The sequence below is a fragment of the Burkholderia sp. b14 genome, from assembly GCF_900156195.1.
Classification (GTDB): Bacteria; Pseudomonadota; Gammaproteobacteria; order Burkholderiales; family Burkholderiaceae; genus Mycetohabitans.
Window position 1 is genome coordinate 141,164 of record NZ_FTPJ01000001.1, and the last position, 25,465, is coordinate 166,628.

The following is a 25,465-nucleotide window of genomic DNA, read 5'->3' on the forward strand; positions in this document are numbered from 1 at the left end:
ATGTCTGAACCGAACAACGCAGTGCTAGCTCCCCGTGAGGCGGCAACGACCAGCACGCCGGCTGGCAACGACCGCATGCGCATCGCCATGCAGGCCCTGCTGTCGGCCTTCATCGCGCTGCTTGCACTGTCGCCAGTGGCCTATGTGCTCCACCGTAATATGCCGCCACGCGTGGCGGCTGTGGACCTGCAGATGCTGATCGAAGAAGAGCAAAAGCGGATGTTGGATGCGGCGAGCCAGGGCAGCGACGTGACCGACGAACAACGGGCGATGGCCGAAAAGCTGACCGTCGATTTTGCCAAGAAGCTGTCCGGCACCGTCGATGAATTGGGCAAGGAATGCAACTGCGTCATTGTCAACAAGGCTGCGCTGCTCGGTGGCAAAGCCATCGATTATACGGACCATGTGCGTGCAAGGATCACGCGATGAACGCCAAGCGCTTCTACCTGTCGCTATGCGCCGGCATTTTCGGCATGAGCGTGCTGGCCCTGGCCGCTACGCCCTGGCTTGTCTTCACGATCAACCTGAGCAAGAGCCTGCCGGGCACATTCTACGTCATCCACAAGGGCGGCAGCGTCAGCAAGGGCGAGCTGATCGCTTATCGCTGGCACGGCGGCGCGACCTATCCAGCCGGTACTACTTTCATCAAGCGTGTTGCCGGCATGCCCGGCGACACGGTTAAACGGGATGGCACGGCGTTTTTTGTCAACGACCAATATATCGGGGTGGCCAAACCCTTTTCGAAGGCCGGCGTGCCCCTGGTGCCCGCCAAAGGCGGGCCTATCCAGCCCGGCGAATACTTCGTGGCCACGCCCAACCCGGACAGTCTGGATTCGCGCTACGCGCTCACTGGCAACGTCAAGCAAGTCGAAGTCATCGGAAGGGCCTATGAGGTTTTCTAAACTAATCGCGGCCTGGCTGGCCGCGGCGATGCTTCCCGCTGCCAATGCTGTCCACTTGGGCAGCATCGGACAAACTTACCCGATTGGTGAGGAAAGCGCGCTTGACATGATGATGAAGAAATTGCGCCAAAAAGAGCGTACCGGCGAGCTGAAAAAACTGCAGGAGCAAGCGATCCAGCGCTCGATAGACAGCGTCAAGCACATGAAGCCCGTTGACGGCATCACCACCGTGACCGAGCGCGCCCAGCGTCTGATCGACCCGACCGTCATCTATGCCAAGGCTGTTACCACCGACGATGGACGCATTGTCATCCCGGCGGGCACTCGGATCAATCCGCTGGACGTGATTAACCTGACAAAGACCCTCGTGTTTTTTGACGGGCGCGACACCGCGCAGTGCGAAGCCGTGCGCAAGCTGGTGGCGCAAGGGTCTGCTCGCCTAAAGCCGATCCTAGTGGCCGGATCCTGGCTGGACTTGACTCGAGCCTGGAAGACTCAGGTGTTTTATGACCAGCACGGCTCGCTGACTCAGCGGTTCGGCATCAAGGCCGTGCCTTCCGTGATTCGCCAGCAAGGAAAGATGCTGCTCGTCGAGGAAATTCCCGCGAAGGAGTTGCAATGAAACGCGGGCTTGTCACCGTCTGCATATTTTTGTTCACTATCTTCGCGCGCGAGAGCGTGGCCGGGGTGTGCCAGGGCAAATTCGCCAATCCGATTACCGACATCTGCTGGAGCTGCCTGTTCCCAATTACGCTCGGGGGCATCCGGATCATGACGATGGGTCAGGAAGACACCGGTAATCCAGGCGGCTTTCTCTGCACCTGTACCGATCCTTTGCGCATCGGGATTAAGACTGCCTTTTGGGAACCGGCACGGCGCGTGGACGTGACCCGCACGCCGTACTGCTTTGTATCGCTGGGCGGTATTAAGATCGATCCCGGCATTCGTGCGCCGGAGGGTGAAGTGCGCCTGCAACAGGACAACACGAAGCAGTCCAGCTATCAAGTTCACTGGTACATCGATCCCATCCTTTACTGGCTCGAGGTGTTATTAGACTTTATATGCCTTGAAACGGGCTCTTTTGACGTGGCCTACATTACCGAGGTCGATCCGACTTGGAATGACGATGAGCTGACGATGCTGCTGAACCCGGAGACCTTTCTGTTCGGCAACCCTATTGCTCAGGCCGCGTGCGCTGGCGACTGCGTACTGTCGTCCTTTGGTTTTGGCAGCAACGTGCTGTTCTGGTGTGCGGGCTGCCAAGGCTCGATTTACCCATTAAACGGCCACGTACAAGCGCACGTGTCGCATGTGCAGGCAAGCTCACTGCTAGTGCAGCGCATGACCGCGAAGCTGCACCGTGAATTTCTCATGTGGGGCACATCGGGCGAGGATGGTTTGTGCGGCATTTATCCGTCGCCGGTCATGGACAAGACCCAATACAAATACCACATGCTCTATCCGATCCCGCAAACGCAAAAAATCAATAGACGCTGTTGTCAACCCTATGGGCGCACGACGGCTTTATGGGGAGCCGGCAAGAGCTATCCCTATCAAGGTGAGGACTTTGCCTACATGATTTTCCGTAAGAAAAACTGCTGTTTGGGAGTGGGATTCTGATGAAGAAGGTTGTCATCGGGCTGCTGCTCGCTACGTTTGTATGGGGAAGCGTGGCGCAGGGCATGCCGACCGCGTTTGAGGTGGATCAAGAGCGTCAACGTATTGAGACGCAACGCAAGCAGATGTTTGATGCCTCCAACCCGGCCACCCTGACGAAGAAAGGCGCCACGCCTAGCACGCACGACATCGAGCGCGAGCGCCAGAAGATAGAACGGGAGCGTAAATTCATGTTCGACGCAAATAACCCGGCCACCCAAAACTCGGCCAACGTGCTCCCAAACGTACCGGCGCCCGAGCGGGCCGGCATCGACATCGAAGCGATCACCCGGCAGTACGAGCGCAAGGCCGAGGCACGCAAGTTGGACGATCTGATGATCTTCGCCAGCTTCACTATGCCGCGCGAATCGCTCAAGCGGTTGGTGAGCCAAGCCAACCGGGTGGGTGCATCAGTCGTGCTGCATGGCTTCAAAAACAATTCCTTTAAGGACACCGTGCAGGCAATCAACGCGCTGAACGAGCCGGCCGGCAACGTGGTAGTGAATCCAAACGCCTTCAACAAATACAAGATTAAAGTGGTGCCGACCATCGTGCTGGCCAAGGCAGCCACTCTAGACAGCGTGGATAACGAGGGCCGCGCATTGCCCGATCAATTCGCAGCGGTGGCCGGAGACGTCTCTCTAGACTATGCCCTTGATGAGATCGGGCGCAACGTGCCGCAGCTTAACCACGTGGCAAACCGCTACATTCAGCAGCTCAGAGGGCACCTATAATGCGTGTTTCTTATCTCGCTACGCTGGCCGTGCTTGCCGCTATTGCCGCGCGTGCCGAAAATTCCATCAACACTCAAGCTGACGCCTTTAACGCCGGCAAGGCATTTGCCAAGGACGCAAAGGGCGCCGCGGTCGGCAAGGTCAATGGCGACACTGGCAGTCAGCAGTTGCCGTACTACGGAACGAGTGCGCCGGAAGCCGCGCATTTTCAAGGCGGACGCAATTTAATCGGCGCAAACGGCACGAATAAGCAAAATGTTTGCCAATCCTACAGAGCTTCCGACGCCTTTCAGCAACAGGAATGCGATGCGGTCAATTTTTTGTCGAAGATGCCGGCTACCCGGCCCAAGTACACCATCGACAAAAAAACGGATCCGTTGTTAACGGGTTCAAAATCCGTCATCGACAACCCAGGTTCCGTGCCGGGAGCCCATACTCAGCGATGCCGGGTGGAGAAAGTTATTCACCCAGCGACATTCATCACCGAAACCTGTACAGAATCCCAAACGCTTGAGAACGTGAAATGCAGGCGGGGGTTTTCTGCAAACGTTGGCACAATAGTCGAAACCCCGTATTTTGAGGTTGATCATGGGATTCACGTGCCTCCCTGGACAGCACAAACGTACACGATGAATTTTCACGTCAACGGCAACCCAGAGCGCCTTATACTCACTTGGTACCGGGTCGATAATTACGGTCAGCTGTGGATTAACGGCACTAAGGTCTTCGAAAACGTGCTCAGCGGTTACGGCGATATGCGTTGGGGCAGCGTCAGTCAAGAAATAATTCATAGGGGCAGGTGGCGCCAGAAGAGGACCGTTTATAAAGATCGCAATGGTGTCTCGATGGGCCACTTCTATGATGATGGATGTAATTGGGGTTGCCTTGGTGTGTCACCCAATCTCGATATCACGCCACACTTCAAGGAGGGCGATAACGAGATCGTTTTGGTGTGTGCAAATGCGGAAGCTATTGGTCCCTGCACGATTAAAATCATCGGCAGCGCCAAGCGATTGGTCATGCTGGGCTCGCTCATCGATAACCAATGCGCAACGTTAGAGCAAAGAGCGCAATGATAAAAAGGCTGCTTGTTGCGATGATTTTCTTGGTGTGGGGTCTCAAGCTGGCAGTCGCCGGCGACTGCCAGCGCCTATCCAGCGTGTGCATTGACGCGACCCCCGTCAAAAACATCCAGGGCCTGAACATCACGGTCGATCAGGTCGGGGGCTGTTGGGCTTTCGAGGACACCTACCAATGCCGTAGTGCTGCGACGGTAAACGACTGCCAATCGTTGCGCGATCGCGGCTGCGTACAAATTGGGGCGACATGCGTCGATAAAGACGATGCCGGTACATGCGTCATGTATGAATTTAGTTATCAATGTCCGGACAAGCCCGAAACTTACACAGAACGTACCGTGTGCGACCAAAGCGCTTTTTGCCAAGATAACCAGGCAGGGTGCTTTGACACCAGCGCCCCGCCCGATGAGGATTTTGGCCAAGCCGCAGTGATGATGGAGGCCGTCCGTGAAGCTGGCGTCTACGGTGTCGATCCGGATAAGGTGGAAATCTTCAAGGGCTACATGGAGCAGTGCAGTATCAAAGTGCTGGGCGGCGCCACACTCAAGAGCTGCTGTAAAAGCGCAGGCGGGGGCGAGAAGTTCAGCAACTACCAGCTGCTTGGCGCGGGCATAACGGTTGCCGGTCAGGCCGGCCGCGAGGCGGTGGCGATGGGCTCGAAATACGTCTACGACGCGCTCTATGGGCAGTTAGACAGCACCTTGATGAAGAAGGGTCTGGGTGCAATGAATAACTGGGCGTCTACTGTTGGTGACGGCGTGTTGAATCCGCAATTCGGCTTTTACGGGTTCACTTTTGAGTTCAGTTTAGCCAACGGTTTTCAATTTGTCGGGTTCGATCCTTCGAGCTTTGCCTTGCAGATTGGGGTCATGCTTATTCAAGAGTGGCTGGCTTGCGATTCAAGCGAGCAGGTCATGTCGATGAAGCGCGGCCAAAACCTTTGCGCTCACGTCGAAACGTACTGCAGCAAGAAGGTGCTCAAAGTTTGCGTAGAGAAGAAAGAGCGGCATTGCTGTTTTAACTCGAAGCTGGCCAAGATCATTAACCGGCAGGGCCGCGCCCAACTCGGCATGTCCATGAATAGTTGTAGTGGCTTCAACGAAGCGCAACTTAAAGCGCTTGACTTCTCGCGAATCGACTTGTCCGAGTTCATCGCGGACATGATTCCCAAAGACGCCAATCTGCCTCAAATGACTAATAAGGTCCAACAGACCGTGAGCGACAAAGTGCAGGGGTATTACGACCAATGAGAAAGTTCACCTTCGTCTGCTTGCTGCTGGCGTGCTCGAGTGTGGCTCGAGAGAGTTTAGCCCAAACCTTCTACACTCGTCAGCATGACCTATTGGCGGACGCCATCAGAAATGGTAGCGCATCCGGTGTCATGGAAGGTGAGGTGGCCGAACACTTCACCCGCCAATTTCGCAGCACCGGGCCGCTATTAGTCAGCGCCAAGATTATCCAATCGTTTGAGCGCGGAGAGTGCAAGCGAGTGGAAACCGTTTTTATCAAAAAAGACGTAAACACGGCGAAGGGGCGCACTGACGCAATTTTGAAGACCCAAGTTAACTACTGTCTTGACGGCACACCGCCTATCTCGCTGGAGTGACGCCACCATGCTGACGCGCACCTTGCTTGTCCTCGTCATCGTTTCGGGTATCGCCCAGGCCAAGAGCGTCCTGGATTATCCCTCGGTCTGGACGTGCGATGCCGACAAATTCAACTGGTATTGCGACATGGACGAGGCTCCGAAGAAGACCCTGCCGCTAGCTACCCGGCCGGTCAAGCCCAAGCGTATCGAACTGAAGGACATTAAGACGGCCGAGCAGCTGCGCCAGGAGCTAAAGCGCCGTGAGGATGTGGCGGTGATGAACCCCACCGACCAGAATCTCAAGGACTACCTCGAACTGTGGCAGCTTACGCAGAACAAGGGCGCGGTGTTCGCGGACAACTGGCGGCGCGTGGTCTGGCAGAACCCCAATCTTGACTACGCGCTCAAGCGGCCGGCTAACAACTCGGCGATCAAAGTCTATGACGAGGCTCGCTTGCAGAACGAGGCACAGCAGCTGCGCAGGCTGGCCGAAGACCACGGCCTGATTTTCTTTTTCAGCAGCCGCTGCTCATATTGCCACGCCATGGCGCCGACATTAAAAGCGCTGGCCGACAAGTACGGCCTCGATGTGTTGGGCGTGTCGTTGGACGGCGTGGGGCTGCCTGAGTTTCCAAACCCAAGGGATGGTCGTGCGCAGGCCGCTGCCTGGGGCATCGAACGTGTGCCGGCCCTGTTTATCGGCTCGAAGCATACCGGCGATCTTGCGCCTATCGGCTTCGGGATGATGGCGCTGTCGGAAATCGTCAATCGCATCTTTGTGCTGACTGCCACCCAGCCTGGCGACAATTTTTAAGGGGCGACCTATGCTGCGGAAAAAACTCATAGCGTTGATCATGGCTTTGACCTTGAGCAGCTTTTCCCATGCGATGTCGATGCAAGAGTTGTTCGATTCGGTCAACGCGCAAGGCAACGTCAGCAACCCGGCCGTGCTGCAGGGGCAGACGATGAACCTCTATTCCGGTGGCAGCCTATTTATGCGCATGCCCAAGCGCACCTATCAGCTTGCCACGTCAACCCCGCCAAGCTGGGGTGCCAGCTGTGGTGGCATCGACTTGTACATGGGCGGCTTTTCCTACATCAACAAAGAACAGTTTGTGGCCATGATGCGCAACATTGGCTCAAACGCGCTCGGCTACGGCTTCAAGCTGGCGATCCAAAACCTGTGCCCCACGTGCGATAACGTGATGCAGGCGCTGCAGGCGACCGCTCAGCAAATCAACCGGCTCAATATGGACTCATGCGAGGCAGCCAAGGGCCTCGTTAATGCCGCCCTGCCGGATACGTGGGAGCGCGGCAAGCAAAACGCGGCGAAGAACTACGGCGTCGATATGAACCTGTTCGAGAACATCACGGATGCGTGGACTAACGTGATGAACAACGAAAGAAAGGCCAACGAGCCCATCGAACGGGCAAAAAACACCCGTCCAGAAGCCCGGGACGCACTGCCGACCGGAAACGTCGTGTGGAAGGCGCTCAAGAAGCTAGAGGGAATCACAGATGAGCACCGCATGATCCTGATGTCGATGATCGGCAGTGCAATTCTTTTGACAGAAGGGGATCCAAATTCGATAACACCGCTTATAAGAAAGGAGATTACGGTGGAGGCACTGGTTGGCGCACGTAGCACGTCCGACCGAATTACCGTGCCGATCTGGCGTTGCGATACCACGAGCGCGGAGGGGTGCCTGCATCCGGCCGAGGATATCGCCACGGTTAAAAGCTTCAAGGCGATGGTGCGGGAAAAGATGGCGACAATTTCGCAGAAAATCGCTAACCGCTCCGCGCACGATGATATGACGGCTGTGCTCGGCTTTTTGAATGCCACTGATTTGCCTATCTATAAGATGCTGGCTGTCACCACGACGCTAGATAATACGTCGCTGGCCGACGCGCTGATCAGCCGCTACGAGGAGTTGATCGCGGCCAAATACGCCGAAGTCTATATCCAGCGTGCGGTCAACGACTTGCGTGCCGCGATCACCAAATTCTCGCTCGTGTCCGACGCTTCCCAAAACGAGGCGCTGGAAGAGATTAAGCCAGAGTTGGAGAGCATTTCCCGCGCGGCCAAGCAAGTGCTAGCCACCGCCTACTCACAAACCATTAGCACCTACAGCATTGCTCAAGAGGTGCGGCATATGGAGCGGGTCATGAACGCGAATCTATCGCAGACCCTGCGCGCTTCGCTGGCCTTCGGTAAGAGCCTGCGCTAAGGAAGCGCCGATGATCGACATCGAACTTCATACCTACTGGAACGTCGAGACACTCTACTACGTGTTCAACGCGGTGGCATCTGTCATGAGTGGTGCCGGTTTCTCCGGTCTGCTCAAGTACGTCTTCATTCTCGCCATTGCTGTGGGCATATTTGCCTACGCGGGTAACAAGCAACTCGAAATGGCCAAGTGGTTTTTCCAAGCGCTGGTCTTCACGTCATTGCTCAATATGCCGATCGCACGTGTGATCATCACAGATCAGACGGGCTTGGAGCCGCCGCGTGTAGTAGACCGCGTACCGTTCGCATTGGCAGGGGTCGCTCAAGCGAACAATTTGGTGTTCGGTTTTCTCACGCGGACCTACGAAACCGTCTTTGGGGTGCCCGACGATCTCGGGCTGCAAAAAGGCGATGTGGGCTTTGGCCACCGCATTTTAAAGCAGGTCAACAACGCAACAGTGCGCGATCCAGGCTTGCGCGCCGACCTGATGCAGTTCATCAAGGAATGCACGTTCTACGATGTGAGGGATGGTGAAATTACGCCGCAGACAATCGTCGGTGGCACCGATACCTGGAATGTGGTCTTCAACCACACGAGCCCGGCGCGTTTTGTGACCTATGATACGTTGACCAGTAAGCCGATCACGGACACGTGCGCTAGCGTTGCTGCCATTCTTAAACAGCGAGTGAATGATGCCGTGGTGGCCGGTCAGCGCTTCTATGGCAAGCAGGCCTTTACGCGGGCCACCTCCGACGCCATTGCCACCAGCATGTTTATGTCCGCTGTGGGTACGTCCTACGATTGGATTCTGAACAACGCCAGCAATGCATCCGACGCCATCAGGCAGTCGATGTTCAACAACATCTGGAAGGAGGCGGGTGCCGAACTGCCGGTGCTGCTGAACGATCCCGCACGCGTGTCCGAAGTCAGTGTCTTGGCTGGCGCCGCGCAGGCCGCACGTCAAGCGGATGGTTCCAACTCCACTTTGAGCCTGCTGGCCCAGGAGACATTGCCTCATATGCGCAACTGGATTGAGGCGATCCTCTATGGCCTTTTCCCGGTCCTGGTGGTGCTGATGGTGGTGCTTCCTACGGAGGGGGCCAAGAAGGTGTTTGGCGGTTATCTGATGTCGCTGGCCTGGATTGGGCTGTGGCCGGTCTTGTTTGCCATGGTTAATCATCTGTCGCTGATGCATCTGCGCTACAAGGCGCGGGCGCTGGAGCTGGCTGCAGGCGTGCCGTTTCAGCTTTCCGATGCCTTCGGCGCGACCCTAACCGACGAGCAGGCGATGATCGGCTACATGGTCGTGCTAGTGCCGTTCATTGCCGGCGCGGTTATTAAAATGGGGCAAGGCGGCTTTATGTCCGTCTCCCATCAAATGTTCTCCGGTTTTGCTTCTGCTGGTTCAGCCATCGGCTCTGGCATGGCCAGCGGCAACGTGAGCATGGGGCAGGCTGGCTTGGATACTGCCTCGGTGAATACGACCTCGATGCACAAGTACGACAGCAACATCGGTTTGTCGGGTGGCGGTGCGACTATCGGCCGGGGCGATGGCTCAGTAGCCACGATGGCTGCTAACGGCGCGGTGGCGTTGCAGCAATTCCAGAACCGGATGCTTACACAGATGGGTTTGGACAAAAAATTTGAGTCTTCGCGCAATCAAGAGGCTCACCAAACCGACATCACTTCTTCGGGTGACCAGCTGGCTTACCGTCACAGCGACGTATCTAATCTGACCGACGCGAAGGGCCACGACAGCACGCGCGGCGTCTACCAGCAGCACGGCGTGCAGGCCAGCACGACGGAGCAGGGCGGCTACGGTGGCCAGCACACGACCGGCCAGAGTCTGGGCAAGGATTTCCGCGAGGGGGCGAACTTTAACATGCAGGCCGGCGCTCAAGACGCGTTGGGCATGAATCTGGGTGTCGGAGGTGGCAGTCGGGGCAGCAGTAGTGCCCGCGCCGCTGCAACCGGTGGCGGTATTAACCCGCGCGAAGAGAAGCGAATTGCTGACTCGATGAAGCAAGGCGGGGCAACGCAACCGCAAATCAATGAGGCGTTGGCCAATTATCGTGCAAGCAAGGGCGGCGGTGCCGGCAGTATCTTCAACGCTGGCCTCGGTTTCGACTCGCGCAAGTTCTACTCGGCGGAACAGGGCCGAAACCGGGAAGTGTCCACTCACCACGGTCTAAACGAAGTAGCGCACACTGAGCGGCATTTCTCCGTCACCGGCGCGCGAAGCGAGCAGTCGATCTCGGGCCAGCAGTCAAACCAGACGGATCGCCATGGTCGCGACGCTACCCGCTCGAGCACTCACGAGCGTGGGCACGTACTCGACGAGTCAAATCGGCATGAGTATGGGATTGGCGACCGGGCCAGTCGCAGCGAGACTAATTCCTTCTCGGTACACAAGGACCTGATGGCCGACCCGTACCTGTTCCAGAAGGTGGCCGCGCGCTACGGCATGACTGCTATGCGTTTTGCCAATCAACCCGAGAACCGGATCATGGAAATGGTCAGCGACTATGTGACCGAGAAGGGCATGGTGGAGCAGTCTAAGACCATGCCGCAGCACACTTTTGCGGGCGAAAGACTGCCTATAACCCAGAGCGAGCTCAAAGAGCAATCAGTCAAGGCCCGCGCCGAGATTCCGGAGAACATTGCTAGCGTCCACAAAAACAAAGTGGCTCAGACCGGGTATCACGATGCTCGGGTGCTGAGCGTCGATACCAGCGCACCACCCATCGTTGGTAGTTCCAAGGACAGTGTGCGCGGCCAGCTCGATCCGAAAAGCAAGGGCAGCATACCAGCGCGTGCTCAGGCTTTAGACGAGAACGTGAACGCCTGGGCCAGCCCGGACAAAGAGGTCGGCGCAGGGCGGGTGAACCCAATGGGCGCAGTGGAGAGCATGGAGCTCCGGGATGTCACGGACTACGGTAAGAAGGTGTTGGATAAAATCACGGGCGGTGATGGCACTGCTGATGGCGAAAAGCTTAGCAGCAACATGAAGCGAGAAAGTGCGGCTAATGTCCAGATCAATACGGGGGAGAAAAAAGATTAGGGGAAGAGGCTTGACCCTTCAATCGCCGCCTATACGTAAACATCGCCCCAAGATAAATGATGAATCATGCAATATTTTCCCGTTAGCGGGTGGATGCCACCGCCTGTAACAGTGGGTGCTTCGAGCGGCCAGCTGGACATCCCATTGAATCCGTCGCTCAGCCACCATGCGAGCCAATAGGGGATCCAGAAAACTAACCCGCCGACAAGCAACGTGCCAAATTCAGCGACGGTGGCTGAGGCTAGCGCGGCAAGCGGCACGGGAGCCCAAAGCATCCAGCGTCGGCGGCTAAATAGGGTTTTGAGGATTTTCATCTCCCTTGCTCTTCTATCACCAGATATTGACCCAACTGCATTGTCTTATTAGAGAGGCTAACAGGATACGAACCGACTACCCGAAACCCTTTTTCGTATATCTGCTTGATCGTTGCTTGACCAATGTGCTCGCATTTCCAAACGATGTCCGCACTCCCGATTCGAAGATGGTTCGTAAAGCACATACCGCCCCGTTGTGTCGATCCTGTCTGGGCATACACAGCGCTTGACAGTGTTGTCATCATGAAAGCGAGGACAAACATTTTTTTCATTCGAGTGCTCCTTTCGTCTTGGGTAGGAAACGGGGTTGTTGGATGACAAAATATCCTTTATTTGCCAATGACATGAACGCTTACTACATACCAGTCTTGACAGCGCACCGCAAGTTTACCCCTGCGGTTTTTATAAAAACCGCCAAGCGCATGCGGCTTTCACCAGCAGATTACCGTATTGTGTAAAAAATTGTCCGTCTAGGAATTTAGGCAGGCGACCGTCGCGCGGCATGTGGGCGGTTCACGTCAGCATTTCGTACGCCTAGAATGGCTTGAGGAACCAACAATTTAATCCCAGGAAGGGGAATTGAATGAAAAGGAAGTACATTCTACTTGCTGTCTTTGCGGCTTGGGTTTTGGGCGGTTGCGCCACCCAAGCGCAAGTGAGCATGCGCAATGACTGGCGCACCGGCACCGACCAGAGCCCGTACCGCTCCGTATCCCCCGCCATTGTTTGCGATGACTGCAGGCTCTGATGATTCCATCGCACTGGTTCCGACGAACTCTCCTAATCGTCTTCATTATGGAGGTGGGTGGCGGGATTCTATGGGTGGCAGCGCGTCTAACGCCAAGCCCCGCCTATCAGGTACTCGCTCAGACCGCCGCCAGCCTAATTTTTCTGTTCGGCTTGTACGCCAGTGCGCCGCTCGCCGCGCGGGCCGCCCATCGCAAGTAAGCTGAGCGGCTGCTGCTGTGGACGGTGATTCAGCATGGCAAGCCGCTGTCCTCACTCACACACGAGGACCTGCTTGTCTACCAGCGCTTCTTGGCCGATCCGCAGCCCACTTGGCGGTGGATCATGACGGCCCACAAGAAGGCCGGACGCGCCTCGCCGGAGTGGCGGCCATTTGCCGGTCAGTTGTCGCCAACCAGCATACGGCACGCGATGACGATTCTCAACGCGATGCTCGCCTGGCTTGTGTGACGCGCTATTTGACCCACGAGTGGCGGCCACTGGGTGCTTGCACCCAGGCTGCTATCTGTTAAAATGTGTACACATTGATTCACATTTTGCGTTCGGCGAGCGAAGGAGCATGCACATGGAAGCGATCACAGTCGGAATCCGCGAGTTTCGTGCTGACTTGGCGGAATACATCGCGGCGAATATGCCCGTTGCGGTAACGCGGCATGGCCAGACGGTAGGGTACTTCATTCCGGCACATGGTCAAGCCGAAGCGCATCTTGCCGCTATGAAAAAGGCGAGTGAAATCTTGGATGATTTGCTGACTGGACGTGGCGTGGATGTCGAAGAAGTGGTGTCCGAGTTTAAGGCAGTTCGCCGGGCATCGGGCGGCAAGGGCAAGACTGGCGCCAAATCCGTATGAGCAATAAGGCCATGACAATCGGATGCCCGGTTTGGACGGAGGATGCGGATTTCTTCGGGACGGGAGTGGCGACTTGGACGACAGATCGAATCCAATTCTATTTGAATTAGATCCTACGTAGCGTGAGAATAGACAAAGGGAGTTGCGTCCGACTTACGATATCGGATCACCAGCCGCTCAATCTGACGCACGCTCAGGCCCAGCCGTTCGGCCACACGACCCGGTTTCAGACCTATGTCCACCACGGCCTGAATCAGCTTTAGGTAATAATTGTTAGAGTCTCGAATATGGCCAAGCAACTATTCAGCCGTACCGGCGTTCGCTACGAGGTGGCGCTGGACGTGTTAGGCGCTATTATTGCGCACCATTCTGAGGCCATTGCGGCTGAGCGCGACAAGCCAGTGCCCGACGAGGCGGCTATTGAGCGTGCCCTGCAGGACAAGGATGCGCTACGCGCACTGCGCGACGAACTTGATCCAAGGGAGCCTGAGGCTATCGAGCGTGTTATCCAGCAGTACGCCCCGCAGGCCCGCAAACTATACGGTTACTGAGGACGGAGAAAAACGATGCCCGGCGAAACGTCCAAGTACACGGTGGAAAGCGCTTACAAAGACGTAGAACGTGATGCTTTGGCGAGAACCCGGGCCCAGGAACAACCCAAGGCGATCATGCTGGGCGGCCAGCCGGGCTCTGGCAAATCTGTGCTGGCCGCTGAAGTGATCCGCGAGCTACGCGGCCGCGGCGGTGCCGTGATTATCGATGCGGACCGAATGCGCGAGGAAAACCCCCGCTATAAGCAGCTTTCTCGCGAAGACCCGCAGCACGCAGCCGATCGCACGCATAAGGAAGCAGGTGAGTGGGCAACCCGGCTGACCGTCGTGGCCGCCGAGAATCGGCGCAACCTAGTGATTGACGGCACCATGCGCAGCCCGGAGGGCATCCGTGACCTGGCGCACCGGCTCAAGGATGTAGGGTACAAGGTCGAAGCCCGCGTCATGGCTGTCAATGCCAAAATATCGTTTGCGCGAGCCCGGCTGCGCTTTGAGGAACAGGTGGCCGAGCGCGGCACCGGACGCTTCGTGAACGAGGAGCAGCACGATAATGCCTACATTGGTATCGTTAAATCAGTGCGCGCTCTGGAATACGAGAAGCTAGTGGACGCCGTACGCGTCTATGACGCCAACCAGCGGCCCGTCTACGAAAATTTGCAAGAACGCGGCGACTGGCAGAAAGCGCCCGAGGCTGTTCAGGTGCTGGAGCAGGAGCGCGCGAGAAACTGGACTCACGACGAGCGCCGCGATTATGTATCAGCGCTGGAGAAAATCAATGCCTTGGCCGGTCAACGCGAGAGCTACCGCGACAACGTGGCTGATACCGTACGCATGGTCGCGGACGGGAAGACCATGGGCGGCAATGAAAGGTCACTAAGGCATACCGATGCGCAGGTAAGCCGGCCTGATCAGGACCGCGTGTGGCGCACCATGCCGACCGACCGTGACGAGTTGGCCGCCAAGCTCGAATCCGCGCGCGCAGACTTGGCGCGGTTTGAGCGCAGCCAGACGTACCAGCGTGCACAGGCGTTCGACCAACTGACCAAGCGCGAGGCCTTGGCCAAGTACCCTGAGCTAGACGGCGCCTATAAGCAGCTTCACGATATCAAGCAGGGCCGGGACCCGCAAATATCACAAGACAACCGCGAAACTTTCTACTTCAACGCCCGCGCGAGATTATCTGAGCAGCTTCACCGCGGACAGGTGCCCAAAGGCAATGTGACCCTGGACGAGTCGAGCCGCGTAATCGAAATGGCTGCAGGAAAGCGGGGCCTTATAGTCCGAGATGCTGGCCAAATGGAGCAGGACTTCAAAGGCAAGGTGGTCGCCACATCCTCGCATCATGCCCTGGTGCAGGTATCTGACATGGTGGCCGTCCGCTACGAGAAGGCCCATCTCGACCGTGAGGTGCACGCCGGCGAGAAGGTGGCCATCCAGTACGGTAGTAAAAAAAGCCAAGTTTATGAACAGGGCAAAGAACCGGCGCGTGAGCACGCGCGTGACATGGACCGCTAATCAGACATCAATGAGGGCATATGGCTCGGGTACCAAATGGGCAACCGCTCAATCCATTTCAACAAGCCGGCCCGATCTTGAGGTTGTAGGCCGCTGCGCTGCCTTTCGGACCGCCGCGCGCTGGCGATGACTCGGCTCGGCTTTGACGGGATATTCGCATCTCGTCTTTGAGGACACGAGGCTATATTTATATGTATTAGCCGGAACTTGATCTGACAGATAGTCGGGCCGATAGAAAAGAAGCGGTCAATGTGGAATGAGTTTCTCCTTGGCAAGTGCTAGTGAATCGAGGAAGGTGCGCATGGGCGTCTTGCCATAACACCATCGCCCCTGATGCTCACGTTCATTGTTGTACTGATCGAGCCATGCATCAAGATCGGTTTGTAAGGCGTCGATCGATTCGTAGATCTTCTTGCGGAACACCACCCGATAGAACTCGTTGAGCATGGTTTTGTGCAACCGTTCGACGATGCCGTTGGTCTGCGGCGACTTGGCCTTGGTGCGGGTATGGTCGATGTCTTCTACAGCCAAATACAGCTCATATTCGTGATGCTCGGGATTGCCACAGTATTCGGTGCCACGATCCGTGAGCACGCGCAGCAGCGGGATGCCGAAACTGTCGAAGAATGGGACAACACGATCATTGAGTAAGTCAGCCGCCGGCAGCGGTGTCTTGCGATCATAGAGCTTAGCCAATGCCACCTTCGAATAGGTGTCGACAAAGGTTTGTTGATAAACACGACCTACGCCTTTGAGGCTACCGACATAGAATGTATCCTGCGCGCCACAGTAGCCTGGACATTCAGACTCGAACTCGCCGTGGGCCTCTTTTTCCTGTTTGGCGCGCTCCAGCGCGACCAACTGGGCTTCGGTCAGCACCAGCCCGTCCTGAGCGGATTTGGCTTCCAGCGCCTTTAGACGCTTGTTCATGGTCTGCAGATCGTGACGCAGCCAGATGCTGCGAACGCCCTGAGGCGAGACCTTTAACGCATGGCGCTTGAGCACTTCATTGGCGATGCGGATCTGACCATAAGCGGGCAGTTCCAGGGCCAGTTCAACTACGGCCGCCTCGATCTGCGGATCCACGCGGTTTTTGGGCAGCGGGCGGCGGTGGGAGATTTCCTGCAGCGCCGCTTCGCCGCCTTTATCGTACAGTTCCTTGAATCGGTAGAAGCTGTCGCGTGAGTAACCCATCACGCGGCAAGCTTGGCTGACGTTGCCCAGTTGCCGGGCCAGTTCGAGCATGCCGACTTTGGCACGGATGACCTTCTGTTCCTGAGTCATGGCGGACCCCTTGCTGTTCGTGGCGCGCGTTGCCGCGCAGGGCGTAGCCCGTAGCGGCAACGCGCGCCAGCATGAAAAACCAACCACTGTCAGTTTTAGTCTAGTTCACTGCAATTTATAAAAAATCGTATTTTTCGGTTGACTTACCAATTTCAATGTAAAACAGTTGTGTTTTATGGTTGATATTCTACGACACGGCATGAACAAGCACCCGACCTCGCTAATAAGCATGTCGTATAGCCGACAATGTGGATGTCATGCACAGGCTGGGCATCTCCTATGAAGTTGTTTAAGCAGCGACTGGAACCAAGTGCTAAACAGGGGCCGATGAAGATACAATACCATGGTCCCAACTCTTCTGCTTACGTCAACATCGCTCAGGCGCCGTGATTAACAGCGTACGGCAAATATGTGCCGCCTCACTTGCTGACCTCATGTAGATTAGCATCAACTGTGCAATCTCATGCTGCTGGCTGGTGCTCTACGAGAGTTTGCCCTTTCTAGAAAAATGGCTTTTATCATGAAAACACTGATCTTGGTCATAAAATTTCACTGGCTTCGCTTTTTCTTTGGCATAGCCATGCTCGTGTGCGCGTTCGGCTTCTGGCGATCGTATGTACACACACCGGCTAATATGCCTTTCGAATCACTCGCGGGCACGCTCTATCCGTGGTTCCCAATTGTAACTGGCGCGGTAGGTCTTTGGTGCGTTGCGTCGGCTTGGCGCAGAGGCTGGTATCTAGCGTCAGCCGACGACGATTAAGTTGCCGCCCTATGCCGCTACCGGAACTGATGTCGTTGGCTTAGTACTACAGCCGTAACTATTCACGGTGGCGCGCAACCACGAGCGCGATAATGAGCCTGCTGCGCTCGCCATTGATGGGTGCGACGCCAGATTGACCATCGCAGAACAGCGTTAATCGAGCTCAATCCCCTCCATAAAAGACGGCATAGCAATCGGCGAATCTCCTGCACGCTCAGCGGCACCCTGCCTTCAGGCGTTTTTTTTACTGCGCGCGCTAAGCGTCACCAGAACAGCATGGGCTAGCAGCGCGAGGGTGATATGGCGATACCAGCCCTGCCATCGGCGTACCTCGTACTGATCCAAACCGCATTCGCCCTTGGCTGCCTCAAAGCTGGTCTCAATTTGCCATCTGCGCCCTGCCACATTAACCAGTGCCTGCTTCGAGGCCTTGCTGCGGGGCGCATAGACGAGGTAATAGGCATGCTCCCGTTTCTCATCGAGGCTGCGCCGTACCAGCAAATAGTGTCCGAAGCGGCGCTCCTCAGCGCTAGTTTGCAAGCGCCACAGCTCAATGAGTGCCCAGTCGTAGAAGCGCTCGCCTTTCGCTCCAGCGCCTGCCGACAAACGTTGCCATGCCCGGGCAGGCACGCTCTGTGCAATGCGCTGCGCACGAACATACGTCGGCCCCTGCCACCATAGCGGTTCATTCTTTGCCACCGCCATTACAAACGGCTGCTTGCGCGATTCCAACCATAGCCTCAACCTTCGATCGCCCCCGTACACCTCATCGCCCGTCACCCACCCACAGGGCACGCCCGCCTCCAGGGCGCGCTCAAGCATCTGTCGAGCCAATTGGGGCTTGGTGGCAAACTTGACCGTCTCAGGAACGCCCGCCGCCGCGCAACGCGCCGGCTCTTCTGTCCAGGCTTTGGGCAGATAAAGCTCTCGATCAATGAAGGCACTGCCCTTCTCGCCGGCATAACAGAGAAACACCCCAACCTGGCTGTTCTCGATGCGCCCCGCGGTGCCACTATACTGACGCTGCACGCCAACCGAGTGCTCGCCCTTCTTGACGAATCCTGTTTCATCCACAATCAGCACGGCATCCGTGGCTCCCAGCTGTTCGACCACATACTGGCGCAGCACGTCACGCACGGCGTGGACATCCCACCTGGCCCGATCAAGCAAATACTGTACGTTGTCTGCTGTCGATTCACCCATCCATTCTGCTAGCTGCCAGCCATTCTTGCGCTCCACCCCACCCAACAGAGCCTTCAAATAGGCCAGTGAGCGCTGTCGCGATTCCGAACGACTGAACTGGCATGCAATCCTTGCGTGTAACGCCACTAGCTCGCGCTCCCATGCTTTCGCCCGTGTCTTCATCAGTCGTGACCCACATAACATCCCCGCGTGAGTTTAATCGAACATAGGTACGGCTGTAGTATTAGAGTCGCTAACACAAGTCGTCCACGAAGCGCGAACAGATAACGGCAGCGGCCAAGCGGAGCAGGGCGATATGAATGTCCAGACGCCGCTCAAAGCGGATGCGCAGCTTACCAAAACCGGCAAACCAGGCGTGCGTGCGCTCGACTACCCAACGATGCCGTCCGAGCCGCTCGCGCTTTTCTACGCCGCGACGGGCGATGCGTTCAGTGATCGCGCGTTGCTTCAGATAGCGTCGGCAGCGGGCAAAGTCGTAGCCCTTGTCTGCATGCAGTGTGCTCGGGCGTTTGCGCGGCGAACCGCTCAAGCCCGGCACGGCTGGGAGGGTATCGACAGTGCGCTCGAACGTCATCGAATCATGCCGGTTGGCACCCGTGACTGTGATCGCCAAGGAAACGCCTCGGGCATCTACGACCAGATGCCGTTTGCTCCTGAGTTTGCCCCGGTTCGTCGGGTTGGGGCCGGTTTCTTGGCCCCCCGGGGGCTGGCAACGCTGGCCGCATCCAGGCTCGCTCGCTCCCAATCAATCTGGTCATGTTCACGCAACCGGCAAAGCATCGCCAGATGCAGCCTACTCCACACACCTGCGACCTGCCAGTCGCGCAATCGTCGCCAGCCTGTCATGCCGCTGCCAAAACCAAGCTCCTGCGGCAAGTCTTCCCATGCAATCCCTGTATGTAAGACATACACGATGCCGTTCAATGCCGCCCGGTCGTCAACAGTGCGCCGACGCCCGCCTTTGGGTGAGGGCGTGAACGCTGGAATCAACGGCTCCAGCACCGCCCATAATTCATTGCTGATTTTGCGTCTTGCCATGACCTTAGAATACGCGCATTACGGCCTGACGTTCAGGTTGCGTTGGCGACTCTTAGTGCCGGCAGTTTTTATCCGATAGCTTTTTGGGCGGCATCCCCGAAGGCACCGCGCGAGCGTGTCGAACCAATACATGAGCCGAAAAACTACGGCGCTGACATATCAACGCTGGCGCGGCTGATCGAGCGAGACGAAATCTGCCCCATTTCAATACGAATACCTCTTTTACGAAGGATACGGTGCTCCGTTTGACTGTCGGCATAAAAGGTAGCTACAGGTCGTGCGTTCTAGAATTTGCATCACCAGCCGATTTCAATTAGGTCCCATGGCGCCTCCAAAAATCCGCCGGCGTGACGATGGGATATCGATCCGCCAGCGCCAACAAATCTTTGTCCCCCGTAATGAGATACTGCGCTTTCGCTGCCAGCAGCGTAAGTAATACAGGCTGATCAGCGGAATCACGCAAACTTGCGTCCTGTGTGTCTTCTGGCTCGACTACATCGGCCAATAACATAAAACTATCGGCTAGGTCGCGAATTTGCGCCGGTGTCATGCCTACCCTAGGCAACCGCGGTAGAACCCGGACCATCTCGTCTAAGATGTAGTGCGATAGTGCCACCTCCAACCCGCCTTGGCGCCAAGCCGCAACGATGCGCCCAGGCACACTGCTCGGGTAAGCCAAGCCCGATACCAGCACGTTGGTATCAAGCACAACACGTAAGCCAGCCATCAGCACCGCTTCCGCTCAGCGGCCACTGCGGCATCGATCTCCGCCTGACCTTCCTGAACCGGCACGCCGGCATAGGCTTCGGCGATTCGGCTGCTAAGCGCATCGAAGCGGTCCTGCATACGCCGGATGCGGGCGAATAATTCGGCGTCGACGAGCGCTGCGACTGGCTTGCCGTCCTTATTGATCACGATACTGTCGTTGCGATACTGTACCTGATTGAGCATTTCGCCCAAATTTTGTCGGAAATTCACGGCATTGACTTCGGTAATCATCGCACCCTCCATTGCTACATTGACCATAATGATCATTATGGTCAAAAATAAGTATGGTGTCTAGCTTTGAATCAGTCACCATCGCCTCGGCGAGTGAGCCAAGGCGATTACGCTGCGAAATAGTGAACAGGGTGGGTTGCAGTGACGGTGCCAAAAAGGCAAGACTTGGCCCATGGTGAACGAACGTGATGCTCGTCAAAGCCTAATCCGCCACGGCGAGAGCGAGCATCATCGACCGACTGACTGCGCGTTTTGGCTCATCGGTGACTCGACAGCCGCTTTTCAGTGGCTTACGTCTGCAGCAGCTGCACAATTTCACGAAGCCGATCTCGATATAGCTCGGTCAATGCCAGGTTGCGCTCATCTCGCCCCAGTGGGTAAGGCTCTGACAGCAGCGCGCCGAACGTTTGCAGCGCAACGCGCACCGTCATCGCTTGCCCGGTGGTCAGATGTGTCCCATTGAGCGTTATGCTCGGTTCTTGAGTCATCCGTCAGCTTCGTCCTCGTTGGTAAACCACGACCATTGTTCTTAGCTTAACAAGTAGACAGCGTTAGCACCGCGCGGTCTGCGTTCACGGCTCACATGCGTGGCGAACCACCATGACACTATAGCGCCTTTGATGCGTTGTGCCCCCATGACGCTTTTCCGTAACACCTCACGCCATAGGCTGTGCGATATCGGTCGATTTATTAATTCGTGCCAGATAAAAAGCGTCTTCTATCGATATAGTATATCTGTATATCCATACAGTATTTCGTTTTCCATGGATCAAGCTTTGCCCTTTTCGCCCCAGTCACTGCACCCGACGCTGTGGGGGGGCGCTGAACTTGCGCGCGCGAACGAGTGCCGCATCGATACTGGCTACGCCACGCTCAATGCCGAGTTGCCCGGTGGCGGCTGGCCGCAAGGCGCGCTTGATTGAACTGCTTATCGCGCAGCCTGGTATCGGCGAGTTGCGCTTGCTCGCGCCGGCGCTGCGCACGCTGCAACCGCGTGCCGTCGTGTTAATCAATCCACCGCACACCATGCAACCGTTGGCGCTGCACTATTGGGGCCTGGACAGCGCCCACTGGTGCGTGCTGCGCGAGCGTCGACAAGCGGCCGAGGCAAGACTGGCACTCGCGCGGGGCAGGGTGCTTGGCACATTGATCTTCCACGACTGCAAGCAGACCACGAGTTGCGTTGTGACGCAGTGGGCGAATGGCCACGGCACGCTACGCGGTCGCCGAGGCCGCCAAATTGTCAAGATTCAGTGCGATGCGCTAGCGATCGAATATGCGATCAAGCGTTTTCTTGAGCGTCGTGTACTACACACAGACAAGCAAGTGGCGCCGCAGGCAACGCTCTTCACTTAAGCCGGGCGCGTGCCCTGGTCACTGGCAACCGACATGCAAGAACTGTCTTGATTACGCCTCGGAAGATTGGATCGTCGCTATCGTGGCCACGCTCGAGATGGAGACAAGGGCAGGGTAGGAGGCCGGGCCGAACGCGGACGATGCTATCGAGTGACCGTTTTCCCATGCCTGCTTCTGTGGTCGGGCGTATCGGTCGCTCGCGCAGTCTAGTGGATTCCATCCTTCTCTGGATCTCAATCGAGTTTGGGGCGTAGCCTGTAAACCTTTAGTCCGTCTGGGTCTTTTCGGCTTTACGGAACAAAGTCTGGGGCGTCAGCCGGACTTTCCAATTAGCACTTCCACCAAGATAGGCACCTGTGTTGCACGGTAAGCCATGCAGCTTGCCGTGAGTGGCCGCCAGCGCCGCTCGATTATCACACTTGCGCCGAGGTCGAAGCCTCGTTGCTCGGTTGCTTGCCGGCTTCGCTGATGGGCCGATGGGTGACGACAAAAGCTTTGTAATACACCTCTTTTTTATTATTATTAGGGTCGGGAAGTACAAAGTGTCCATTTTTCGTAGCCAGTTGGCTTAAGTCAAACTCTTTACCCTTTGCCCCCGGGCTAGCGATACAGTAGCCTTTATGCCATTTCAGCTGACTTAAATCAAGCTCTTCCCAGCCGACAGGACTACCGATTTCAATGCATCCATTTTTATGTCCGGCGGCTTTATTATCACCCGTGGTAAGCATAACGTGGAAAGGCTTGGTTGCTATGCGAGCGGACTCGGTTAATTTGTCTACTTCGGCTTCGAAGAAGCCTAGGGTGTGTCCAGGTGGCACGTTTCTCAATTCATTGGCATTCTTTATCCGTGTATCGGACGATGCAATCAAATCTGTTTTAGCATTCACCAATTTATACCTATTTTTAGGAATAGCTCCTGATTTAAACGCACAGTCCTTGACCGCATCCCAACATATGTTGCCTTTACTCGTCAAATCTTCATTTTCTTTTTTATGCAGGAGGTTACCATTCGAATCGCGTGCTGCGGAACGCCTGGCATAGTCCGCTGCCTGATTGCAGTAATACTCGCTGCGCTGTTCTGGGGTCAAGTTGGAGAGATTCGGTCCCAAACTCGGCAAGCAACTCGTTATACAACTGTGCATCCCAGAGAGCACTGACTGACCGATCGATTGTCCCTGAGTCTCTTCCGCTGAGACAGACCCATTGGACTCAGTGCTTGAGCTTCGGCTTAGACAACATAGTCCCGAGAGCGCCGAAGGCGTAGAGCGAGGGGTTCCCTGCAAAGGAGCCGTTGAGCGCTGTGAAATGCTGGGTGGCGCGGATGATGTGCTGGCGCCTACATTAATGGAAGAGAGAGGTATCCGGTGGTCCATGGTGAATCCTAGGATGGTGTCACCACTTGAAGATAGACGGTGAACTGACATCACCCTGTCCGACTTGCGAAGGATCCCCCGGATAAACGAAGCATGCGGGTTCAGCCACTGGTTAATATAGTTAATGTGGCAGACTTCTGAGCCAAGGCACGCTGTCCTGGAATCGCGCCCGGGCCGGCTCGGAGAACTGGTTGGCTTCCATAAAGCGGGTGATTTCAACCACCGCCATATTCCATTGATGATCGTCTAAGTTACTTATCGCACCCTGCGCTCGAAGTCTGCTAAGCACATCGCATACGGTAGCTTCGCTCGCGCCATTCAGTAGGCTCAACCCCCGCTGCCAGACCCACTTTGCCAGTGCATCGTCCAGTTTGTGGGTATACATGAATAGGCCGAGTGCGGCCTGCGCACGCTGCGCTGGCAGTACGCGAAGCAATGCCGGTTCCAGTAATTGCAGTTCGTGTGCGTAATGCTCGCTCGGTAAATCTGTCACCCCCTCTAGAAGATAGCGTAGCGCAGCGCCCAACTGCTCGTCAGGCAGCGACAGCGCCACATCACGCAGCTGCGTGTACTGGGCGAGCCGCTCCGCGTACGGCAAAACCCATATGGCACTGGCTAACATGCCAACCGGTGCGCCTTGATGAGAGGGCGGCAGCTGCAATGCTTGTTCGCGTAACACCGCATACAGCCCAGGGAGGCGGTCGTCGCTTCCCCCAAAGTGAACCATTCGCCGACACAATACTGGGATCAACTCCGCTTGCTCGGACATCCTTAAGGACGCAAGCCGAGCTACGAGCGCCTGATAACGCTCGACAAACTCAGCTGAGCCAAACAACAAGAATCTCAAACTGTCAGCGAGTTCCGTCCAAACATTATCTTCTTCGGGCGCACGCCGCTGCGCCATCGCGTAAGCGAAGTCGAATAATTCATCCCGATGGCTCCAATGAAAATCGCGCAATGAGTGCAACAACAGCGCTTTTTGTATCTGCACGCCATCCTTCGGAATGCGCTGCGCCGCCGCGTACATGCGCTTAAAGGCTTCGCCCTGCTCGCGATATGGCAACGCTTCCAACCGCTGGCGCAGCGCCTCAAGCGGCTCGACGTGCTGCGCCGGATCGGCGAGCGTGCTACCCATCTCACTGAGCAGCTGGTTGACTGACGCGAGGCTCACGGCTTGGTTGGCTCGTTGCCAGTAGCGGTAGACTACGCGCCGACTTCGCATCGCATGATACGTACGACGATCGACCGCTGAAAAGTTTCCTACGTCTTGAATGGGCACGTAGTCACCGATCCGCTCAATCAGTTCGCGCGGCAGGTCATGATATGTCGTGGGCCGGCTGGCCGACGGGTTCGCCAGCCCACCGCCTGCTGGTCTCAGTGGCGGCGGGGGCGCCGACGCAGCAGGCTGCGGGCACGCCTCCAACGCACACATGTAGGCTTGGTAGTCGTTCAAAGCGGCATGCAGATCAAAGTCCATCTGTAGGCTCGGCAGTCGATAAAAAGAAATGGCGCAATACGAAGTCGATGCGGGCACGCACAACAGCGTCTGTAGACATGGTGGGGTCCTCCTCGATTATGAGTTACATTGTGGCCCATACATTCAATATCTTAATGCATACCTCATTCATTTTTTGCCACTTTACTGCTTGATAGCAAACACGGTTAGCCAGCTTGGTCACGCATTGCTGGCATGGTTGAGTGCGTGTCGACCAGCGATGCTTAGGTCTTGGCGCGAAACCAGCGGTCGTACACCTGAGATTCTTCAACCGTGGCGAACGCCGATTCGATGGGGAAGAGGGCAGTCGCCCTGTGGCAAGTTTCCGCTCGCCTATTCTTGCAGCAACTGTACGATCTCGCGAAGCCGAGCTCGGTATAGCTCGGTCAGTGCCAGATTGTGCTCATCTCGCCCCAGTGGGTACGGCTCTGACAGCAGCGCGCCAAACGCTTGCAGCGCAACGCGCACCGTCATCGCTTGCCCGGTGGTCAGGTGTGTCCCATTGAGCGTTATGCTCGGTTCTTGACGCACTTCAGTCATTCATCCGCCTCGTTCTCGTTAGCAAGCCACGACCATCGTTCATTAGCTTAGCAAGTAGACGGCGATGGCATCGCACGGCGGCGTTCACGGCTCGCATGCTGGGTGAACCACCGCGACACTGTAGCGTGTCTGACGCGTTGCGCCCTCTATGACGCCTTCCTCTAACGCCCCACGCCATGGCTTGTG

General features: G+C 56.5%; 28 protein-coding genes and 1 pseudogene. 18 read left to right on the forward strand and 11 right to left on the reverse strand.

Going from position 1 to position 25,465, the window contains the following annotated elements; genetic code table 11:
- The 11 genes from B0B13_RS00785 (at position 1) to B0B13_RS00835 (ending at position 11,251) form a co-directional block, all read left to right on the forward strand.
- Positions 1–429, forward strand: coding sequence for a hypothetical protein (locus B0B13_RS00785; protein ID WP_076793833.1), 429 nt, complete (start codon positions 1–3; stop codon positions 427–429).
- Positions 426–902, forward strand: a complete 477-nt coding sequence (locus B0B13_RS00790) for a S26 family signal peptidase (RefSeq protein WP_076793834.1) — start codon at positions 426–428, stop codon at positions 900–902. Before B0B13_RS00785 ends, B0B13_RS00790 begins: the two co-directional genes overlap by 4 nt.
- Positions 889–1,524, forward strand: a complete 636-nt coding sequence (gene traW / locus B0B13_RS00795) for a type-F conjugative transfer system protein TraW (RefSeq protein ID WP_076793835.1) — start codon at positions 889–891, stop codon at positions 1,522–1,524. The genes B0B13_RS00790 and traW overlap by 14 nt, the downstream gene beginning before the upstream one ends.
- Positions 1,521–2,522 carry a conjugal transfer pilus assembly protein TraU gene (gene traU / locus B0B13_RS00800; protein WP_076793836.1) on the forward strand — a complete coding sequence of 334 codons (1,002 nt, stop codon included), beginning with the start codon at positions 1,521–1,523 and terminating at the stop codon, positions 2,520–2,522. The genes traW and traU overlap by 4 nt, the downstream gene beginning before the upstream one ends.
- On the forward strand, positions 2,522–3,292 hold the full coding sequence (gene trbC / locus B0B13_RS00805) for a type-F conjugative transfer system pilin assembly protein TrbC (RefSeq protein WP_237574041.1): 771 nt from the start codon (positions 2,522–2,524) through the stop codon (positions 3,290–3,292). Before traU ends, trbC begins: the two co-directional genes overlap by 1 nt.
- Positions 3,292–4,368: a conjugative transfer aggregate stability protein gene (locus B0B13_RS00810; RefSeq protein ID WP_076793838.1), complete on the forward strand. Its 1,077-nt coding sequence runs from the start codon at positions 3,292–3,294 to the stop codon at positions 4,366–4,368. Before trbC ends, B0B13_RS00810 begins: the two co-directional genes overlap by 1 nt.
- The gene (locus B0B13_RS00815; protein ID WP_083703563.1) at positions 4,338–5,621 is read left to right on the forward strand and encodes a conjugal transfer protein TraN; all 1,284 of its coding nucleotides are present in this window, start codon (positions 4,338–4,340) and stop codon (positions 5,619–5,621) included. The genes B0B13_RS00810 and B0B13_RS00815 overlap by 31 nt, the downstream gene beginning before the upstream one ends.
- Positions 5,618–5,977 carry a hypothetical protein gene (locus B0B13_RS00820; RefSeq protein WP_076793841.1) on the forward strand — a complete coding sequence of 120 codons (360 nt, stop codon included), beginning with the start codon at positions 5,618–5,620 and terminating at the stop codon, positions 5,975–5,977. Before B0B13_RS00815 ends, B0B13_RS00820 begins: the two co-directional genes overlap by 4 nt.
- Positions 5,978–5,984: 7 nt before the next feature.
- Positions 5,985–6,773 (forward strand): conjugal transfer protein TraF, encoded by a 789-nt coding sequence (locus tag B0B13_RS00825; protein WP_076793842.1) that lies wholly within the window; start codon positions 5,985–5,987, stop codon positions 6,771–6,773.
- Between the two features lie 79 nt (positions 6,774–6,852).
- Positions 6,853–8,190, forward strand: coding sequence for a conjugal transfer protein TraH (locus tag B0B13_RS00830; RefSeq protein WP_286137196.1), 1,338 nt, complete (start codon positions 6,853–6,855; stop codon positions 8,188–8,190).
- A gap of 10 nt (positions 8,191–8,200) precedes the next feature.
- Positions 8,201–11,251 (forward strand): conjugal transfer protein TraG N-terminal domain-containing protein, encoded by a 3,051-nt coding sequence (locus B0B13_RS00835; RefSeq protein ID WP_237574043.1) that lies wholly within the window; start codon positions 8,201–8,203, stop codon positions 11,249–11,251.
- 29 nt (positions 11,252–11,280) lie between these two features.
- Here B0B13_RS00835 and B0B13_RS00840 read toward each other — a convergent pair whose 3' ends face one another.
- Together B0B13_RS00840 and B0B13_RS00845 are read right to left on the reverse strand one after the other, a co-directional pair.
- On the reverse strand, positions 11,281–11,565 hold the full coding sequence (locus tag B0B13_RS00840) for a hypothetical protein (RefSeq protein ID WP_076793846.1): 285 nt from the start codon (positions 11,563–11,565) through the stop codon (positions 11,281–11,283).
- Positions 11,562–11,837: a hypothetical protein gene (locus B0B13_RS00845; protein WP_076793847.1), complete on the reverse strand. Its 276-nt coding sequence runs from the start codon at positions 11,835–11,837 to the stop codon at positions 11,562–11,564. Before B0B13_RS00845 ends, B0B13_RS00840 begins: the two co-directional genes overlap by 4 nt.
- Positions 11,838–12,513: 676 nt before the next feature.
- Here B0B13_RS00845 and B0B13_RS00860 point away from each other — a divergent pair.
- The 5 genes and pseudogenes from B0B13_RS00860 to B0B13_RS00885 form a co-directional block, all read left to right on the forward strand.
- A pseudogene (locus B0B13_RS00860) lies at positions 12,514–12,759 on the forward strand (tyrosine-type recombinase/integrase); the annotation flags it as partial.
- A 118-nt stretch (positions 12,760–12,877) separates the two neighbouring features.
- Positions 12,878–13,162 (forward strand): Rossmann-fold NAD(P)-binding domain-containing protein, encoded by a 285-nt coding sequence (locus B0B13_RS00865; RefSeq protein WP_076793944.1) that lies wholly within the window; start codon positions 12,878–12,880, stop codon positions 13,160–13,162.
- 11 nt (positions 13,163–13,173) lie between these two features.
- Positions 13,174–13,272, forward strand: a complete 99-nt coding sequence (locus B0B13_RS00870; protein ID WP_237574045.1) for a PIN domain-containing protein — start codon at positions 13,174–13,176, stop codon at positions 13,270–13,272.
- A gap of 177 nt (positions 13,273–13,449) precedes the next feature.
- Positions 13,450–13,713 carry a hypothetical protein gene (locus B0B13_RS00880; protein ID WP_076793852.1) on the forward strand — a complete coding sequence of 88 codons (264 nt, stop codon included), beginning with the start codon at positions 13,450–13,452 and terminating at the stop codon, positions 13,711–13,713.
- Positions 13,714–13,728: 15 nt separating this feature from the next.
- Positions 13,729–15,228, forward strand: a complete 1,500-nt coding sequence (locus B0B13_RS00885) for a zeta toxin family protein (protein WP_076793853.1) — start codon at positions 13,729–13,731, stop codon at positions 15,226–15,228.
- 246 nt (positions 15,229–15,474) lie between these two features.
- Here the strand turns inward: B0B13_RS00885 and B0B13_RS00890 are convergent, their stop codons facing one another.
- From B0B13_RS00890 to B0B13_RS00930, 6 genes are all read right to left on the reverse strand, one after another.
- Positions 15,475–16,512 carry an IS481 family transposase gene (locus tag B0B13_RS00890; protein WP_076793855.1) on the reverse strand — a complete coding sequence of 346 codons (1,038 nt, stop codon included), beginning with the start codon at positions 16,510–16,512 and terminating at the stop codon, positions 15,475–15,477.
- A 994-nt stretch (positions 16,513–17,506) separates the two neighbouring features.
- A complete protein-coding gene (locus B0B13_RS00900) occupies positions 17,507–18,640 on the reverse strand; it encodes an IS701 family transposase (protein WP_076793858.1) in 1,134 nt (377 codons plus the stop codon).
- Between the two features lie 70 nt (positions 18,641–18,710).
- A protein-coding gene (locus tag B0B13_RS00905) for an IS5 family transposase (RefSeq protein ID WP_139337254.1) occupies positions 18,711–19,516 on the reverse strand; the annotation gives its coding sequence in 2 pieces (ribosomal slippage) (positions 18,711–19,186 and positions 19,186–19,516; 807 coding nt in all).
- 313 nt (positions 19,517–19,829) lie between these two features.
- Complete coding sequence (locus tag B0B13_RS00920) at positions 19,830–20,243, reverse strand: putative toxin-antitoxin system toxin component, PIN family (protein WP_076793862.1); 414 nt, start codon at positions 20,241–20,243, stop codon at positions 19,830–19,832.
- Positions 20,243–20,515: a type II toxin-antitoxin system Phd/YefM family antitoxin gene (locus B0B13_RS00925; protein WP_139337255.1), complete on the reverse strand. Its 273-nt coding sequence runs from the start codon at positions 20,513–20,515 to the stop codon at positions 20,243–20,245. Before B0B13_RS00925 ends, B0B13_RS00920 begins: the two co-directional genes overlap by 1 nt.
- Before the next feature lie 290 nt (positions 20,516–20,805).
- Positions 20,806–21,003: a hypothetical protein gene (locus tag B0B13_RS00930; RefSeq protein WP_076793866.1), complete on the reverse strand. Its 198-nt coding sequence runs from the start codon at positions 21,001–21,003 to the stop codon at positions 20,806–20,808.
- A 276-nt stretch (positions 21,004–21,279) separates the two neighbouring features.
- Between B0B13_RS00930 and B0B13_RS18595 the strand changes: the two genes are divergently transcribed.
- Positions 21,280–21,438: a hypothetical protein gene (locus B0B13_RS18595; protein WP_212667332.1), complete on the forward strand. Its 159-nt coding sequence runs from the start codon at positions 21,280–21,282 to the stop codon at positions 21,436–21,438.
- A complete protein-coding gene (locus B0B13_RS19885) occupies positions 21,431–21,871 on the forward strand; it encodes a hypothetical protein (RefSeq protein WP_212667333.1) in 441 nt (146 codons plus the stop codon). Before B0B13_RS18595 ends, B0B13_RS19885 begins: the two co-directional genes overlap by 8 nt.
- A gap of 413 nt (positions 21,872–22,284) precedes the next feature.
- On the opposite strand, the gene B0B13_RS00945 is transcribed toward B0B13_RS19885, so the two are convergent.
- The 3 genes from B0B13_RS00945 to B0B13_RS00955 all read right to left on the reverse strand — a co-directional run bounded on the left by B0B13_RS00945 (position 22,285) and on the right by B0B13_RS00955 (position 25,279).
- Entirely contained in the window at positions 22,285–22,959 is a 675-nt protein-coding gene (locus B0B13_RS00945; protein ID WP_237574116.1) for a hypothetical protein, read from the reverse strand.
- Positions 22,960–23,365: 406 nt separating this feature from the next.
- Entirely contained in the window at positions 23,366–24,721 is a 1,356-nt protein-coding gene (locus B0B13_RS18135) for a hypothetical protein (RefSeq protein WP_076793872.1), read from the reverse strand.
- A gap of 351 nt (positions 24,722–25,072) precedes the next feature.
- Entirely contained in the window at positions 25,073–25,279 is a 207-nt protein-coding gene (locus B0B13_RS00955) for a hypothetical protein (protein ID WP_076793874.1), read from the reverse strand.
- Positions 25,280–25,465: the final 186 nt, after the last annotated feature.